Raw genomic sequence first — 15,879 nt, 5'->3', positions numbered from 1 at the left:
GGCCGGCGAAGTGCGTCCACGACGTCATCCCGTGGGCGGGATCGGGACGGGACGCGAAGTTCCCCGCGATGACTGTCAGCCCGGCAGCCACCGTGGACACTGTGCGCAGCAGCCGGTTCATCGCGATGGTCCGCAGCAAAGCGTTGTCCGCCGGGTCGAGGGACTCCAGTTGGCGGCGGCGGGCGATCAGCCACAAGACCAGCCACGTCCCGGCGGCCAGCACCAGCAGGGCGCCGCCGAGCCAGGCGGCCGCTTCCGGTCCGGGGATGCGGCCGTCGCCTCCGCCGTTGTAATAGTTATATTGACCGTCGCTGACCGTGGTGGGGGCCACGGCCGCGAATCCGGGCAGCGTGGCAACCCGGGCGATGGCCGCGGCGGCCGAGACGAAGATCGCGGCCGTGGTCAATGCCAGCCTGCGGGGCAGGAAGTCCTTGATACGCCGCACAGACAGCATGGCCTCCCGCCGCATTCGCCGCGGTCCCGGGTAGCTGACCTGGCCCAAGGCGTGCACGGCCAGGCAGCCCAGGACCGGCCACGCCATGGCCGGGACGATCGACTCGGCGCTCACCAAGGAGACGGCCGCTGACGGATTGGCGGGGATGATGCCTAGAGTCATGGCGCCCTGGAGCGAGCTCGCCAGCCAGCCGATCACACCCACCCACAGCCCGTGCTCCGACACGCTCTGCGGCGAGGTTCCGGCCCCGGGGGCCCAGATCACCCATCGCAGCACGGCATAGACGAGCAGTGCTGCGATCGCCGGGCCGAGCAGCAGCATCGGCGGCAGGTAGAACAGGGCCGGCATGGAATCCCCCAAGATTCAGCAGTAATGTACCAAGCTATTGATACAAACTAGGCGTGGGGGCCCCGGGGGTCAAGGACTTCAGTCGTCGAACGGCTTAAACCGCTCCACCGCAACTATTTTGTTCTTGCTGTGGTGCGCCACGTGGCACACGATGATCTCGCCCGGCGCCAGAAACGGGTCCGAGGACGGCAGCAGATCCCGGAGGCGGGAGTTCATGTGCTTTGCGAGTTGCTTCAGGACGGTCGGCAGGGCCGGGCGGTGCGTACACACGGCCACGGCGCGCTGCTTGTCGAACAGCGCCTCGACGACGGCGGCCGTCTTCTGCGGGCTGCGGCCGTGCCGGTGCTCGGTGAGGGCCTCGTTGAGCTTTACCTTGGTGTCGGCCGCCTTTGCGTACGGGGCGATGGTGGCCACGCACCGCCGCCAGGGGCTTGAAACGATCCGCCCGGGCTTCCACGCCTGCAGGAGCCGCCCCACCGACTGCGCCTGCCGCATGCCGGTAGCAGCCAGCGGGCGGTCACCCTCGGCCTTGGACCACGAAGATCGGGGCTTGGCCTTCGCATGGCGCACGATCAGCAGCGGCCAGGTCTCCAGTTCCCCGCGGTCGTGGGCGTTCACGAGGTGCTGGAGTGGTTCGATGTCGCCCGGGTTGCTCAGGAGGCGGGCGGCTTTCTCGGGCGGGCACCACATGACGCTGTCGACTTCAGTGCCGTCCGGCAACAAGGCAGCGCCGTCGACGTCGACCGCCCAGTAGTGGACCACCTTCAGCCCGGCCGGCACATGGTAGTGGATGGGCGGAAGCGGGATCCCCAGGGGCGCGATGAGCCCGATCTCCTCCTCCACCTCGCGGACGGCGCACTCCGGGATGGTCTCGCCCGGGTCGATCTTGCCCTTCGGCCAGGACCAGTCGTCATACCGCGGGCGGTGAATCAGCAGGACCTCGAGCTGGTCCTTGGTTGCCGAATTGAGGCGCCACGGGATGGCGCCTGCCGCCGTGACGGCAACCTCTTCGCCGGGCTGGTCGGCCTGGTCCTCAACCAGTTCATCGCTGCTCACACTCACGGTCCCTACCGCAGGCTGGTCGAGCGCTGGCGGGAGCGGGAAGCGAGCAGCCAGGACTGGACGTCCTTGAGGTTCTCGCCGTCTTCTGCCAGGTGGTGGCGGGTCCATTCGCCCTGCTTGTCCAGGTGCCAGCTGGCGGTTTCGGGCACCATGTAGCGGTTGAGCAGGTCCAGGACATAGCTCGTGTCGTCGCCGCTGGTCAGCTGTACCAGGGCCTCCACCCGGCGGTCGAGGTTGCGGTGCATCATGTCGGCAGAGCCGATGTAGACCACCGGGTCGCCGGCATTGGCGAAGGCGAAGACGCGGGAGTGCTCCAGGAAACGGCCCAGCACGGAGCGGACCGTGATGTTCTCGCTCAGGCCGGGAACGCCGGGCCGCAGGGAGCAGATGCCGCGGACAATGACGTCCACCTGCACCCCGGCCTGGGACGCGCGGTACAGGGAATCGATGATGGCCTCGTCCACCATCGAATTGACCTTGATCTGGACGCGGGCGGCGATGCCGGCCCGGGCGTTCCTGATCTCGGTTTCGATCCTGTCGATCAGACCGGACCGGACCGAGCGCGGCGCTACGAGCAGCCTCTTGAACGTGGACTTCGGTGCGTAGCCGGAGAGCTGGTTGAACAGCTTCGAAAGGTCTTCGCCGACCTGTTCGTTCGCCGTCAGCAGGCCCAGGTCCTCGTAGTAGCGGGCCGTGCGCGGGTGGTAATTGCCGGTGCCGATGTGGCAGTAGCGGCGCAGGCCGTCCACTTCCTGGCGGACCACGAGGGAGAGCTTGCAGTGGGTCTTGAGGCCCACGATGCCGTACACCACATGGACCCCGGCCTGTTCCAGTTTCCGGGCCCAGGAGATGTTGGCCTGCTCGTCGAAGCGGGCCTTGATCTCCACGAGGGCCAGGACCTGCTTGCCGGCCTCAGCGGCGTCGATCAGTGCATCGACAATCGGGGAGTCCCCGGAGGTGCGGTACAGGGTCTGCTTGATGGCCTGGACTTTGGGGTCCGCGGCCGCCTGTTCCAGGAACGCCTGGACGGACGTGGAGAAGGAATCATACGGGTGGTGCAGGAGGATGTCCCGTCGCCGCATGGCGGCAAAGACGTTGGCCGCCTTGGAGGTTTCCGATTCGTTGAGGTACCGCGAGGTGTGCGGGACGTGCTTGGGGTAGTGCAGGTCTGCCCGGTCGATCCCGGCAATCACCGAGAGCCCGCGCAGGTCCAGCGGTGCCGGAACGGAGTAGACCTCGGATTCCTCGACGCCGAGCTCGCGGATCAGCAGGGCACGGATGTTCGGGTTGATGTCGTTGGTGACCTCCAGCCGGACCGGCGGGCCGAACCGGCGGCGCAGGAGTTCCTTCTCCAACGCCTGCAGGAGGTTCTCGGCGTCGTCCTCTTCGACCTCGACGTCCTCGTTGCGGGTCACGCGGAAAGTGTGGTGCTCCAGGACCTCCATGCCGGCGAACAGCTGGTCCAGGTGCACGGCGATGACTTCTTCGAGCGCGATGAACCGGGCCACACGCCCTGGGACGGAGCCGGCGCGGGCGCCGTCGATGGAGATCAGGCGGGGGAGCTGGTCAGGGACCTTGACACGGGCGAAGAGTTCCTTGTCGCTGACCGGGTTGCGGACCACCACGGCGAGGTTCAGGGACAGCCCGGAAATGTAGGGGAACGGGTGCGCCGGATCCACGGCCAGCGGCGTCAGGATCGGGAAGACCTTTTCCGCGAACATGGCGCTGAGCTGGTCCTTGGCCTGCGAGTCGAGTTCCTCCCAGTGCATGAGGTGGATGTGCTCGTACGCCAGGGCGGGACGGATCTGCTCGGCGTAGACGCGGGCGTGGCGCTGCTGGAGCCGGTGGGCCTCCTCGCCGATCTGCTCCAACACCTGCATGGGGCTCAGCCCGGCGGGGGAGGGGACCGCGAGGCCTGTGGCGATCCGTCGCTTCAGGCCGGCCACCCGGACCATGAAGAACTCGTCCAGGTTGGAGGCGAAGATGGACAGGAAGCTGACCCGCTCCAGCAGGTACAGGTTGGGGTCCTCGGCCAGTTCCAGGACCCTGGCGTTGAAGGATAGCCAGCTCAGCTCACGGTCCAGGAACCGGTCCGGGCGGATGTCGCCTTCAGGTTCCAGGTTCGGCGCGAACTCCGGAATGTCGATCCGGTCCTGGGTGGCGCGTGAGGCCGGCACTTCGGAGGAGCCAAAGCGGGCTCGTACCGGACGCGCCCCCTTTTCCGACGTAGCTGGTTCAGACGTGGATGTCCGGGCAGTATCCCGTGGCATGGGGTCTCCTCAATGCTGGCGCGATGTAGCTTCAACCTTACAAGCAATCATGGCCGGATGACCCCAGATTTCGGCCCGGCCGCGGTGGTCATCCGCCGACTTGACTAACGCCGTCCGGCGCGGGAGTCACGGCCGGTGGTTGCTGCTGCGCCAGCGGCGCGTACATGACATCGACATCCCAGCGCGTGAATCCGAGGCGGCGGTAGAGGGCGACGGCGGGCGCGTTGTCGGCATCGACGTAGAGCATCACGGCGCGGAGCCCGAGGTCCTGCAGGTGCCTGATGCCGGCGACCGTGAGGACCTTGCCCAGCCCGGCGCCCTGGGCATCCGGGGTCACGCCCACCACGTAGACCTCGCCGATCGCGGGGTGATCGCCGTGCCGGGGGTGCACCTTGGTCCAATGGAACCCCAGGAGCCGGTCCGCCGGGTCCACGGCCAGCAGGAAACCCGCAGGATCAAACCAGGGTTCGGCCATCCGGGCGTCCAGATCGGCGCGCGTCATGTTGCCCTGTTCCGGGTGGTGGGCGAAGGCGGCCTTGTTTGCGGCCAGCCAGGCGTCCTCGTCCCGGCCCGCCACGAAAGTGCGGAGCTGTACGCCCTCCGGGAGTTGGACCTCCGGCAATGCCGCTGCCGCCGTCATCAGCCGCATCTTCCACAACTCGCGGACGGCGCCGTAGCCGTAGCGGGCCGCGAGGTCCGCCGCGGCCTCGTGGTTTCCGTGGGACCAGGCTTTCAGGCCTGTAAAGCCGCGGACGCTTTTAAGTTCGCTCACCAGGCGGTCGCCCACGCCCTGGTTGCGGTAGCTGGGGTGGACGGCAATCTCAAGGACCCCTGTGCCGTCGGGCTCCTCGATGACGACGGCGACGCCGGCGAGGTCCTGCGCCGTCGCGGGATCCAACTTGTCGTCCGGGGCGTAGAGGGCCAGGGCCAATACCGAATGCTCGCCCGCGTCGGCGGCGCGCAGCGTGACAAGGGTCTGTTCGGACAGCGGCGGATTGCCGTCGGACTCCTCCGCCGCGGCGACCAGGGCGGCGACGTCCCGCAGCAGCCTGCCGCCCACTGTTCCTTTGACGGCAAGTACGGGCCAGTTTTCCGGGTGCGCAGGGCTCATGGTGCAAGGCTATCGGGTGCATGGCTGTCAGCGGCCGATTTTGTTGAACTCCGGACGGCGGCGTATAGTCGTTATCTCGTCCGGCGTTGAGCCAGATGCGAGGGGGATCCACCGCTGGGGTGGCCTCGATACGTTCGACCCGTATGTCCTCCACTGAGAATATTTACTGAGAGTATTTGCGCCGATGGATTGGTGCACCACGAAGGCCCCGGACTCCAGAGTCCGGGGCCTTCTGTGTTTAGTGCTATTTGGGTTTCAGTGCTGCTGGGTTCGGGCGGCCTTGGTGCTCAGGCCTCGGTGAGTTCGTCCTCGGGCTGGCGGACCAGGGTCAGGCGGTAGCCGACGTTGCGGACGGTGCTGATCAGGTTCTCGTGGTCGGCGCCCAGTTTGGCGCGCAGCCGCCGGACGTGGACGTCCACGGTGCGGGTGCCGCCGTAGTAGTCGTAGCCCCAGACTTCGGTCAGCAGCTGCTGGCGGGTGAAGACCCGGCCGGGGTGCTGGGCGAGGTATTTCAGCAGTTCAAATTCCTTGAAGGTCAGGTTGAGCGCGGCGCCGTTGACCCGTGCGGTGTAGCTGGCCTCGTCAATTACGACGCCGGCGGCCCGGATTTCGGTCGGCACGTCCTCCTTCTCCGGAACGGCGCGCGCGACGCCGAGGCGGATCCTGGCTTCGACTTCTGCCGGGCCCGCGGATTCCAGGAGGATGTCGTCGACGGCCCACGCCGAGGAGACGGCGGCCATGCCGCCTTCGGTGAGGATGAGCATCAAGGGGGCGCTGAGGCCGGTGGCCTTGAGCAGCTGGGTGAGGGAACGTGCGCCGACCAGGTCCTTGCGGGCATCCAGCAGGACGATGTCGCAGGGGTCGGTCTCGAGCAGTGCGGTGGGCTCGGCCGGCAGGATATGCACCCGGTGGTTCAGCAGTTCCAGAGCAGGCAGGACGTCCACGGATGTTCCGGTGCTGTTCGTCAATAGCAGGATGTGCGACATTGTTCCTCCAAGGGGTGTCCGCGCATCGTTGGGCGTCTTGTTGCTGATCCCGAGTATACCTAAAGGCCCCATTCCGGCCATGGTCCCGTCACCTCCGCCCACTGCTTTTGCGACACAAATCGTTCATATAAGGCAGGATTGAACCGTCAGGGCCCGCGGCCCGTTGAAATTGAGCCGAGTCGAATTGGGGTCCGCAGTGAGCGAAGATACGGCCATGGTGGGTCTGCCGATGGCGAGTAGACCGTGAAGCCGTGGAGCGTCGGGATCATTGGCCTGGCCGGCCTGGCGGCCATTGTTGCCGGCGCCTATTCCTCGCCCGAGGTCCTCCTGGCCGTCGCGGCCCTCTTCGCGGCCGGCATCGGCATCGGCTGGCCCTACTTTCTCGGCATCCCCGCCAAGAAGACCCTCGCAGCCTTGATTGGCCTGCCAGGTGTGGGGTCGGCGGTGGCCGCAACCTATCTTCCGGCTCCCGGCTTCCTGGACTGGACGCCGTCGTTCATGGCGGTCGGGGTCATGGCCATCTTCGTCATGCAGCTGATCCGGGGCACCGGGCAGGCCCAGCGCCTCGAATCCACCCTGGGCTCCTGCGCGGGTGTCCTGCTGTCCTGCCTGGGCGCCGGCTGGATTGCGAGCTCGCGCTTCAACGGAGTCCGCGAAATGATCCTCGTGGCCGCCGTCAGTGCAGCCATCGCCCTGATGGCGGGGCTGATCCGTTTACCTGACCGGATCGTTGCGCCGCTGGGCATCGTCAGCGCGGGGCTCGCCGGGCCGCTCGCCGGCCTGGTGTTCTCCGACATTGCCGTGCTTCCGGCCGCCCTCGCCGGCGTCGTAGTGGGGGCGGTGCTGGTGAGTTTCCGCCGCCTCGTCATCCTCAGCGGTGAGAGCCTGAACGTTTTGGCGGCCGTGGGCATGGGGCTGGGGCCGGTGTCGGCGGTCGGTTCCCTGGCCTACTTCATAGACAAACTACTCATCTACTAAGGGTTAGGATGGCATCATGTCCGTACTTGCATATGAGATCTTTTTCCTTGTCCTGCTTGGCGTGGCCAGCCTGTCCATGGCGTGGTTTGCCGGCTTTGTCGTGTACCGCCTCTTCAAAGGCCAGAAGTAACACGTTCCAGACCCCGTAGCTTCCAGAGGTAGATGCTGTGCCGATTGAAATCCCTACTGATCTGACCCCCGAAATCGTTCCGCTGTCCTGGCTCATTGGTGAGTGGGAGGGCAGCGGCCGGTTGGGGGCCGGGGACGAGGACTCCGAGCACTTCCTGCAGCACGTGTCGTTTACGCACAACGGCCTGCCGTACCTGCAGTACCGTGCCGAGAGCTGGCTGACGGACGACGAGGGCACCAAGCTGCGTCCCCTGACCGTCGAGACCGGCTTCTGGGCCCTCGAGCGCAAGCAGCGCGAGGAGGACGGTGGCCCCGGCCTGATCCCGGCGGACATCGTCCCCGTGCTTAGGAGCGCCGACGAGGTGGAGGCCCTGCGTAACAGCGACGGCGGCTTCGACATCTCGGTCTCCATTGCCCACCCCGGCGGGATCTCGGAGCTGTACTACGGTCAGATCAAGGGACCCCAGATCCAGCTCAGCACCGACATGGTGATGCGCGGCAGCCACTCCAAGGAGTACACGGCGGCCACCCGGATCTTCGGACTCGTGGAAGGGAACCTGCTGTGGCGCTGGGACGTGGCCACCGGCAAGGATTCGGCGTCCGGGGGCGGCCTGGAAGCCCACGCATCGGCCATCCTCGCCAAAGTAGGCTAAAGGCGCGGTCTCACTGATTTTTTCCGTTGTCAGCATCGACCTAGGAGAAACGCCGTGACCGACGAAGTCAGCTCAGCCCCCAGCCAAGCCCCCGGTAGCACCAGCTACGCCGACCTCAAGGCCGTGTACTTCAACGGCACCCTCAAGAAGTCCCCGGACGTGTCCAACACCCAGGGCTTGATCGAGGTCAGCCGCCGGATCATGGAAAAGCAGGGCGTCACCACCCGCGTGATCCGCACGGTGGACCACGACATCGCCAGCGGCGTCTACCCGGACATGCGCGACCACGGCTGGGCGACCGATGAATGGCCGGAAATCTACCCGGTCGTCCAGGAAGCGGACATCGTCGTCGTCGCCGGGCCCATCTGGCTGGGGGACAACTCCTCGCAGACCAAGAAGCTCATCGAGCGCCTCTATGCCCACTCCGGGCAGCTGAACGCGAAGGGCCAGTGGGCTTACTATCCCAAGGTGGGCGGCTGCCTCATCACCGGCAATGAGGACGGGATCAAGCATTGCGCCATGAACGTCCTGTACAGCCTCCAGCACGTCGGCTTCACCATCCCGCCGCAGGCCGACGCCGGATGGATCGGCCCCGTGGGTCCCGGGCCGAGCTATCTCGACGAGGGGTCCGGGGGTCCGGACAGTGATTTCACCAACCGCAACACAACCTTCATGACCTGGAACATGCTGCACCTGGCCCGGATGCTCAAGGACTCCGGCGGCATTCCCGCCTACGGAAACCTCCCCGACGCCTGGAAAGCGGGCACCCGCTTCGATTTTGAAAATCCGGAATACCGCTAGGGCCGGCCGGCCCCACGGTCCGACAAAGGCCGGCCGGCACCGGCACTCGATGCCGGGGCCGGAATACGCGCAGAGCTAAGGACGTTCCTTTCAATATGACTATCAAAAGCCCCCTGTTGTCGCGCCCGGCCGCGGTTGAGGCCAGCGGTGCCGACGCCGGCGTCGCCGCCCACTACGGCGAGCCGCTTCGGGAGCAGCGGGCGCTGGCCGCAGGCACCGCCGTCGTCGATCTCTCAAACCGCGGCGTGGTCACGGTCAGCGGACCGGACCGCCTCAGCTGGCTGAACACCCTGTCCTCCCAGCAGCTCACTTCCCTGGCCCCGGGCCAGTCCACCGAACTGCTGTTGCTGAGCGTTCAGGGCCGGATCGAGTTCGACGCCCGGGTGGTGGACGACGGCGCCACGACCTGGCTGATTGTTGAGGGAGCCGAAGCCGGCCCGCTCGCCGAATGGCTGAACAAGATGAAGTTCATGCTCCGGGTCGAGATCGCCGATGTCTCCGCGGACTGGGCCGTGCTCGGCTCCACCCAGCCCATCCCGGAATGGTCGGCGCTGCACGTCTGGGAAGACCCGTGGCCGCATGTCGGTGCCGGCGGCTACTCCTACGCGGTGGTGGGCGAGGACGCCCACCCCGGACTGGAACGGCCGTGGTTCGAGTACCTTGTTCCCGCGCCTGAGCTGGTCGCAACGGTGGGCGAGCGTGCCCTCGCCGGCACCATGGCGTCCGAAGCGCTGCGGATTGCCGCGTGGCGGCCCCGGTGGGGCGCGGAAACCGACGACAAGACCATCCCGCACGAGCTCGACCTCCTCCGCACCGCCGTGCACCTGGCCAAGGGCTGCTACAAGGGCCAGGAGACGATCGCCCGCGTCCACAACCTGGGCCACCCGCCGCGGCGGCTCGTGTTCCTCCAGCTCGACGGCTCCCAGCACACCCTGCCCGCGCCCGGCAGCGAGGTGCGTGCCGGCGACCGTAAGGTGGGCACTGTGACGTCCGTGGCGCAGCATTACGAAATGGGCCCCGTGGCCCTGGCCGTGATCAAGCGCTCCGTCGCCCCGGACGATGTCCTGACCGTGGTGGACGGTGACGAGCCCTATGCCGCGGCCCAGGAAGTCATTGTGGCTCCCGACGCCGGCCAGGTAGTGGGCCGCCAGACCGGCTTCCTGCGGGGCACCCGATGAGCGGCGAGTCGCCGCTGGGTTCGTCCCCGCTGGAAGGTGCAGCCGCGCCCGACGACGAGACCCTGGCGCTTGCCCACGCGCTCTTCGACGCCGCCCGCGAGGGCAACTCCGCGCTGCTGGGCGGCTATCTCGCCGCCGGCGCGCCGGCCACGCTGACCACGTCCTCCGGCGACTCACTGCTCATGTTGGCGGCCTACCACGGTCACGCCGGCACTGTCCGGCTGATCCTGGAGCACGGCGGCGACGTTAACGCGCCTAATGACCGCGGCCAGACGCCGCTGGCCGGCGCTGTCTTCAAGGGCTACACGGACGTCGCCCGGGAGCTGTTGGAGGCCGGGGCCGACCCCGACGCCGGCACCCCCACCGCGCGGGCCGCCGCGGAAATGTTCGCCCGCACGGAGATCCTGGCCCTCCTCGGCTGACGAGACCCGGTTCGGGCCCGCTGGAGGCCCGGCCGGCGCGGATCCGGGACGATTGCCGCCAAATACTCCACGTGGAATAATCTATAGTGGAGTAATCGCAGTCCAGACCGAAGAGGACAGTTCTAGACCGAAGAGGACAGCGCCATGGCCCGGGCAATCGCACTGACACCGCTGGGTGTCGCCGCACTCTCCCTGCTCGTTGAAGAGCCGATGCATCCCTACGAGATGTACCAACTCCTGATCGCCCGGCACGAGGACCGCCTGGTCAAGGTCCGGCCAGGAACTCTCTATCACGCCATCGGGCGGCTCGAAGAGCAGGGTCTCGTCGCAGCAACGGGAACGGACCGGGGAGGCAACCGCCCGGAGCGCACCACGTACACGATCTCGGCGGCCGGCCGCGAGGCGTTCACGAAGTGGCTGCAGGACATGCTCGCGGCCCCGGTCAACGAATACCCGTCCTTCCCGCTGGCCATCTCCGAGGCCTACAACCTGCCCGCCGGCGTCGTCGTCGAACTCCTCGACCGCCGGCTTCAGGTGCTGCAGGAGCAGCTCGACTTCCTGGTCTCCGGCGAGGAACTGCTCAAGAAGAAGGGCGTGGAGCGCAAGTACTGGATCGATGTCCAGTACCAGCAGTGCACGCTGCAGGCCGAAATCGCCTGGATCCGCGGCCTTCAGGACCAGCTCCGCTCCGGCGAACTGCCGTGGTGAGCCCTTGCGCCCCCGGCCGGGACCCGGCCGCCCCAACACTTAGCCCGTCCAACGTTCACACCAGCCCCTAAGGAACCCCATGGAAAACGTAGCCCGGCCATGGCCGGCACTCTGGTCCCTGGTGATCGGCTTCTTCATGATCCTGATCGACACCACCATCGTCTCGGTGGCCAACCCGAGCATCATGGAGGGCCTCAACACCGACATCAACTCGGTGATCTGGGTGACCAGTGCCTACCTGCTCGCCTATGCCGTGCCGCTGCTTATTACCGGCCGGCTCGGTGACCGCTTCGGACCGAAGAAGCTCTACCTCTCCGGACTCGTCGTCTTCACCATGGCATCGCTGTGGTGCGGCCTCTCCGGCGACGTCCAGACCCTCATTGCGGCCCGCGTGGTCCAGGGCCTCGGTGCGGCCATGATGACGCCGCAGACCATGGCCGTCATTACCCGGATCTTCCCCCCGGACCGCCGCGGGGCGGCCATGGGCATCTGGGGCGCCACTGCCGGCGTCGCCACCCTGGTCGGCCCGATCCTCGGAGGCGTGCTGGTGGACGGCCTCGGCTGGGAGTGGATCTTCTTCATCAACGTCCCCGTCGGGATTGCCGGCTTCATCCTCGCCCAGCGTTTCGTCCCCTCGCTGACCACCCACCCGCACAAGTTCGATATTCCCGGGGTTCTGCTCAGCGCCCTCGGCCTGTTCCTCCTGGTCTTCGGCATCCAGGAGGGCGAGACGTACGACTGGGGCACCATCGCCGGCCCCATCACCGTCTGGGGCCTGATCATCAGCGGCATCGCCGTGCTGGTGGTCTTTGTCCTGTGGCAGAAATTCAACAAGGGTGAACCGCTGCTGCCCCTGTCCCTTTTCAAGGACCGTAACTTCTCGCTCGCCAACATTGCGATCACCACGGTGGGCTTCACCGTCACAGCGTTCAGCCTGCCGCTGATCTTCTACTACCAGATCGTCCGCGGCCTGACCCCGACCCAGTCTGCGCTCATGATGGTGCCCATGGCGCTGATCTCAGGCGGCCTCGCGCCCGTGGTCGGCCGGATCATTGACAAAGTCAACCCGAAGTTCATCACAGCGACCGGCCTGGTCCTGATGTCTGTGGCGCTGTTCTGGAACGCCCTGCTCATGCACCCGGACACCCCCATCTGGCTGTTCCTGCTGCCGAGCGCAGTGCTGGGCTTCGCCAATGCGGGCATTTGGGCGCCGTTGAGCTCCACCGTCACGCGCAACCTGCCGCCGCGGCAGGCCGGAGCCGGCTCGGGCGTCTACAACACGACCCGCCAGATCGGCGCCGTGCTCGGCAGCGCCGCCATCGCCGTGCTCATCCAGGCGCGGCTGGCGGCAGAGCTCCCCGCCCGGCCCGGAGAAGGCGCGGAGGCCAGCCCGATGGGCTTCGGCGGCGCCCTGCCCGAGGCACTTCATGAGGGGTTCTCGACGGCGATGGGCCAATCCATCCTGCTGCCGGCGGCGGTCATCCTGATCGGTGCTGCCGTGGCGCTCTTCTTCGCCAAACCCAAGCCGGTCCAGGGCTGGGGAGAACCGGGCCCCGCCGCAGCTGCCGGCGCGGACCTGGACAAGGCCGCCGCGGAGCGTGGCTAGCCTGGCGGGCATCCGGATCAGCCCAGCAGCACGCTGGTCTGGATGCCGCCCGCGGAGAAGCCCAGGCTCCGGGCCAGGGCCAGCGAACCCTTGTTGCTGACCTCTGAACGCCACTGCAGCGTCAGCCCGGCGGCGAGGGCCTCGTGGGCGGCTATCGATGCGGCCAGCTTGCCCAGGCCGCGGCGCCGCCATTCGGGCGCAACCAGCACGCCAAGATGGGCCAGGAGCCCTTCCCATTCGGCGTAGGCCCCGCAGGCCACGGGGGTCCGGCGGCCGTCTTCCAGATGCAGGACAGTGAAGCGGTGTGCCAGGCCGGCGAGGCCCACCTCGTTGACGTCATCGGGCGGGCAGAACGTTTCCAGCTCGATCGCTTCCGGGTTCCCATGCGAGACGGTCAGCTCCTCGGAAGGCTGCTGCAGGGGGAGGTCGTCGGCGAAGAAGAGTGCGGCTGCGCCCAGGCCGTGGCCACCGTGCCCGCGGGTGATGGTCAGCAGTGTCACGTGCTGGGCCAGTTCCTCGTCGGAGAGCCCGACGGCGGCGTCCAGCGCCCATTGCGGGCCCACCAGGGCGGAGTTGCCGAACAGGCGGACGAACTGCACCGCCCGGGCAGTCTCGTCCGCCCGGGTGAGCCGCACGCCGGCGGCGGCCGCGAAGGCGCCGTCGTCGAACCCCAAGCGGCGCGCCCAGGCAAGCTGGACTATTTCAGCGGAACCGGGCTCAAGAGTCATGAATCAACCCTACCCACCGCGCGGCCCACGGGCCGCTTAGCCGAAGAGGCCGCTTAGCCGAAGAGTACAGCGGCCTCGTCATAGCGGCTCTGCGGTACGGATTTGAGGTTGCCGAGCGCGGCGTCGAAACCGACGTGCACAATGTCCGTGCCGTGCAGCGAGACCATCGTGCCCCAGCGCTTCTCCACCACCGAATCGATGGCCGCCATGCCCAGGCGGGTGGCCAGGACACGGTCAAACGCAGTCGGGACGCCGCCGCGCTGGATGTGGCCAAGGACCGTGGCGCGGGTCTCGATGCCGGTGCGTGCCTCCAACTCGGGCGCCAGCATTTCGGCGATGCCGCCGAGGCGCGGGCGGCCAAACGTATCGAGGCCGCGCTCCGAATGCGGGGACTCCTGGCCTTCGGGCACAAACCCCTCGGCGACGACAAGCAGCGGGGCGCGGCCACGGTCGTGGGCGGAGACCACCCACTCGGCGATCTGATCCATGGAGGCCTTCTGCTCGGGGATCAGGATGGCGTGGGCGCCCGAGGCCATGCCCGCGTGCAAGGCGATCCAACCCACGTGCCGTCCCATGACCTCCGCAATCATGCAGCGGTGGTGGGACTCTCCAGTGGTGCGCAGCCGGTCGATTGCCTCGGTGGCGATTTCCACGGCGGTGTCGAAGCCGAAGGTGTAGTCCGTGGCGTCTAGATCGTTGTCGACCGTCTTGGGCACGCCCACGATCTTGAGGCCGGCGTCGGTAAGTCGCTTTGCGGCGGCCAGGGTGCCTTCGCCGCCGATCGCGATGATGGCGTCGATCCCGAGCCGGTCCATGTTGGCCTTGATGACCTCGGGACCGCCGCCGTTCTCGAACGGGTTGGTGCGGGACGTGCCGAGGATGGTGCCGCCCTGCTTGGCGATGCCGCGGACCATGGTGCGGGGAATTTCCACGATGTCGCCCTCGACAACGCCGCGCCAGCCATCCCTGAATCCTACGAACTGCTGGCCGTGGACCGCGATTCCCTTGAGGACGGCGCCACGGATGACGGCGTTCAGGCCGGGGCAGTCTCCGCCGCTGGTGAGGATTCCAATTTTCATATCTCGGCTCAAATCCTGGTTTGAAGGGGTACAGGCAGAGCGCCACGCTGAGCTCACCTAGAGTCTAGTGGCGCGTGTGGGGCAGGACACAAACGGTTACAAAAGGGTGCCCCCGCCGTGAAGGCAGGGGCACCCTTTTCGTGGTGTGGCGCTACTACCGGGCGCCGAATGCCGCCCGGCCGGGACGGCCTGTGATGGCCGGCCTCTGTGATCGAGGTCAGGGCCGGGAGGAACGCTTCGAGAGGAAGCTTTCGAGGACGATTGCGTTGCGCTGGTCCGGGAGGAGCAGCCACGCCACGATGTAGAACACGAACGCCGGCCCGGGGAGCAGGCTCAGGAGCAGGTAGGCGATCCGGACATACGCCACATCAACATTCAGTTTGGCGGCAATTCCGCCGCAGACGCCGCCTAGCCAGCGCTGCGGACCACGTTTCAGGCCGAAGCCACGGATGGTGTCGAAGAATTTATCCATGGTTCAAGACTTCCCTGTAGTTGACGTATTGTCACGCCTGCGCGCCGAGACCAGTCCGCCCACTATCAGGGCGGCCCCGGCCCCGATCATCAGGCCGATCAGGACGTAGGTGCCGTTGAGGGCCACGATGCCGAGCCCGGAAATGATGATCAGCGCGGCCAATGCCACCACTGTCAGCCCCCAGACCACTGTGCCCACCCGGGCGGGGGAACCCGCCTCGGGGTCCTGCCAGGCCGCGGCAGGCCGCGAGTCGTCATAGCTGCTCATGTCAGTTGCCTTCCTTAATGGTCACGTTGCTGACGGTGCCGGAGATCTTCAGGACCAGCCGGGCGCCTGGCATCGAGGTGTTGTAGTCGCTTTGCTGCTTCGTGATGCCGCCGCGGTCCTGGTTGCCGTCGTGGATGTTGCCCATGGTCATGTCCGCCTGGACCTGGACCGGGACGGTGGCGGGGATGACGACGGTGAGGTTGCTGGCCGTCGCGTCGATCGGAACGACGACGTCGGAGCCCAGGGGCGGATTCAGCGCCAGCTTGGTCAGGTCCACGGTTCCGGCGCCGCCGGTGATCTCGAAGCCGCCATTGGCCTGTTCAATGCTCGTCGGCGTCCAATCGGCGTTCTGGAAGCGGAACCGGTCCCCATGCGGGACCACGCTGAAGATTGCGCCGATCAGCAGTGCGACGACCGCGAAGAAGCCCAGGATTCCGGAAGTCCGGCCCCGCAACCCTACGAACAGGATCCCGAGACCCAGGATGGCCGCGCCGAAGGCCCAGACCAGCGCGTTGCCGGCGTCGCCGAGATCGATCACATTGGCGGCGTCGAGGGCCTTGATGCCGCCGCCCACCAGGAGGGCGGAGCCGACGGTGACGAGGACAGCCGGAGTGCCAGGGCCAAGGT

15 protein-coding genes and 2 pseudogenes are annotated in these 15,879 nt (G+C 67.1%); 7 read left to right on the top strand and 10 right to left on the bottom strand.

Annotation, left to right across the window (positions count from 1 at the left end; all coding sequences use genetic code 11):
- From LQV16_RS20280 to LQV16_RS20260, 5 genes and pseudogenes are all read right to left on the bottom strand, one after another.
- A pseudogene (locus tag LQV16_RS20280) lies at nt 1-814 on the bottom strand (hypothetical protein); the annotation flags it as partial.
- 66 nt (nt 815-880) lie between these two features.
- Nucleotides 881-1,858, bottom strand: a complete 978-nt coding sequence (locus LQV16_RS20275; RefSeq protein ID WP_229995669.1) for an NUDIX hydrolase — start codon at nt 1,856-1,858, stop codon at nt 881-883.
- Nucleotides 1,859-1,869: 11 nt separating this feature from the next.
- The gene (locus LQV16_RS20270) at nt 1,870-4,134 is read right to left on the bottom strand and encodes an RNA degradosome polyphosphate kinase (protein ID WP_229995668.1); all 2,265 of its coding nucleotides are present in this window, start codon (nt 4,132-4,134) and stop codon (nt 1,870-1,872) included.
- A gap of 88 nt (nt 4,135-4,222) precedes the next feature.
- A complete protein-coding gene (mshD, locus tag LQV16_RS20265; RefSeq protein ID WP_229995667.1) occupies nt 4,223-5,245 on the bottom strand; it encodes a mycothiol synthase in 1,023 nt (340 codons plus the stop codon).
- A gap of 287 nt (nt 5,246-5,532) precedes the next feature.
- On the bottom strand, nt 5,533-6,231 hold the full coding sequence (locus tag LQV16_RS20260; RefSeq protein ID WP_028276526.1) for a response regulator transcription factor: 699 nt from the start codon (nt 6,229-6,231) through the stop codon (nt 5,533-5,535).
- Nucleotides 6,232-6,474: 243 nt separating this feature from the next.
- Between LQV16_RS20260 and LQV16_RS20255 the strand changes: the two genes are divergently transcribed.
- From LQV16_RS20255 to LQV16_RS20225, 7 genes are all read left to right on the top strand, one after another.
- Nucleotides 6,475-7,209 (top strand): permease, encoded by a 735-nt coding sequence (locus LQV16_RS20255; RefSeq protein WP_229995666.1) that lies wholly within the window; start codon nt 6,475-6,477, stop codon nt 7,207-7,209.
- 167 nt (nt 7,210-7,376) lie between these two features.
- Nucleotides 7,377-7,991, top strand: coding sequence for an FABP family protein (locus LQV16_RS20250; RefSeq protein WP_229995665.1), 615 nt, complete (start codon nt 7,377-7,379; stop codon nt 7,989-7,991).
- A 54-nt stretch (nt 7,992-8,045) separates the two neighbouring features.
- A complete protein-coding gene (locus tag LQV16_RS20245) occupies nt 8,046-8,792 on the top strand; it encodes a flavodoxin family protein (protein ID WP_229995664.1) in 747 nt (248 codons plus the stop codon).
- 95 nt (nt 8,793-8,887) lie between these two features.
- Nucleotides 8,888-9,970, top strand: a complete 1,083-nt coding sequence (locus tag LQV16_RS20240; RefSeq protein ID WP_229995663.1) for a glycine cleavage T C-terminal barrel domain-containing protein — start codon at nt 8,888-8,890, stop codon at nt 9,968-9,970.
- A complete protein-coding gene (locus LQV16_RS20235; protein ID WP_229995662.1) occupies nt 9,967-10,392 on the top strand; it encodes an ankyrin repeat domain-containing protein in 426 nt (141 codons plus the stop codon). Before LQV16_RS20240 ends, LQV16_RS20235 begins: the two co-directional genes overlap by 4 nt.
- 144 nt (nt 10,393-10,536) lie before the next feature.
- Nucleotides 10,537-11,100, top strand: coding sequence for a PadR family transcriptional regulator (locus LQV16_RS20230; protein ID WP_229995661.1), 564 nt, complete (start codon nt 10,537-10,539; stop codon nt 11,098-11,100).
- Nucleotides 11,101-11,179: 79 nt separating this feature from the next.
- Nucleotides 11,180-12,706 carry an MFS transporter gene (locus LQV16_RS20225; RefSeq protein WP_229995660.1) on the top strand — a complete coding sequence of 509 codons (1,527 nt, stop codon included), beginning with the start codon at nt 11,180-11,182 and terminating at the stop codon, nt 12,704-12,706.
- A gap of 17 nt (nt 12,707-12,723) precedes the next feature.
- On the opposite strand, the gene LQV16_RS20220 is transcribed toward LQV16_RS20225, so the two are convergent.
- The 5 genes and pseudogenes from LQV16_RS20220 to LQV16_RS20200 form a co-directional block, all read right to left on the bottom strand.
- Nucleotides 12,724-13,434: a GNAT family N-acetyltransferase gene (locus LQV16_RS20220; protein ID WP_229995659.1), complete on the bottom strand. Its 711-nt coding sequence runs from the start codon at nt 13,432-13,434 to the stop codon at nt 12,724-12,726.
- 53 nt (nt 13,435-13,487) lie between these two features.
- Nucleotides 13,488-14,513: a 6-phosphofructokinase gene (locus LQV16_RS20215; RefSeq protein ID WP_229995658.1), complete on the bottom strand. Its 1,026-nt coding sequence runs from the start codon at nt 14,511-14,513 to the stop codon at nt 13,488-13,490.
- 217 nt (nt 14,514-14,730) lie between these two features.
- The gene (locus tag LQV16_RS20210; RefSeq protein ID WP_229995657.1) at nt 14,731-14,985 is read right to left on the bottom strand and encodes a PspC domain-containing protein; all 255 of its coding nucleotides are present in this window, start codon (nt 14,983-14,985) and stop codon (nt 14,731-14,733) included.
- Between the two features lie 3 nt (nt 14,986-14,988).
- Entirely contained in the window at nt 14,989-15,252 is a 264-nt protein-coding gene (locus LQV16_RS20205; RefSeq protein ID WP_229995656.1) for a hypothetical protein, read from the bottom strand.
- A gap of 1 nt (nt 15,253) precedes the next feature.
- Nucleotides 15,254-15,879 (bottom strand): annotated as a pseudogene (locus tag LQV16_RS20200) (hypothetical protein); the annotation flags it as partial.

Origin of the sequence: Arthrobacter sp. Bi26 (genome assembly GCF_918697925.1) — a bacterium.
Classification (GTDB): Bacteria; Actinomycetota; Actinomycetes; order Actinomycetales; family Micrococcaceae; genus Arthrobacter.
This window is presented reverse-complemented; position numbering and strand designations above follow the sequence as displayed.

Bases quoted from the DNA above. Each gene is read 5' to 3' on its own strand.
- LQV16_RS20270 (WP_229995668.1), bottom strand. From the start codon at position 4,134: ATGCCACGGGATACTGCCCGGACATCCACGTCTGAACCAGCTACGTCG.
- mshD (WP_229995667.1), bottom strand. From the start codon at position 5,245: ATGAGCCCTGCGCACCCGGAAAACTGGCCCGTACTTGCCGTCAAAGGA.
- LQV16_RS20240 (WP_229995663.1), top strand. From the start codon at position 8,888: ATGACTATCAAAAGCCCCCTGTTGTCGCGCCCGGCCGCGGTTGAGGCC.
- LQV16_RS20220 (WP_229995659.1), bottom strand. From the start codon at position 13,434: ATGACTCTTGAGCCCGGTTCCGCTGAAATAGTCCAGCTTGCCTGGGCG.
- LQV16_RS20260 (WP_028276526.1), bottom strand. From the start codon at position 6,231: ATGTCGCACATCCTGCTATTGACGAACAGCACCGGAACATCCGTGGAC.
- LQV16_RS20215 (WP_229995658.1), bottom strand. From the start codon at position 14,513: ATGAAAATTGGAATCCTCACCAGCGGCGGAGACTGCCCCGGCCTGAAC.
- LQV16_RS20230 (WP_229995661.1), top strand. From the start codon at position 10,537: ATGGCCCGGGCAATCGCACTGACACCGCTGGGTGTCGCCGCACTCTCC.
- LQV16_RS20235 (WP_229995662.1), top strand. From the start codon at position 9,967: ATGAGCGGCGAGTCGCCGCTGGGTTCGTCCCCGCTGGAAGGTGCAGCC.
- LQV16_RS20205 (WP_229995656.1), bottom strand. From the start codon at position 15,252: ATGAGCAGCTATGACGACTCGCGGCCTGCCGCGGCCTGGCAGGACCCC.
- LQV16_RS20225 (WP_229995660.1), top strand. From the start codon at position 11,180: ATGGAAAACGTAGCCCGGCCATGGCCGGCACTCTGGTCCCTGGTGATC.
- LQV16_RS20210 (WP_229995657.1), bottom strand. From the start codon at position 14,985: ATGGATAAATTCTTCGACACCATCCGTGGCTTCGGCCTGAAACGTGGT.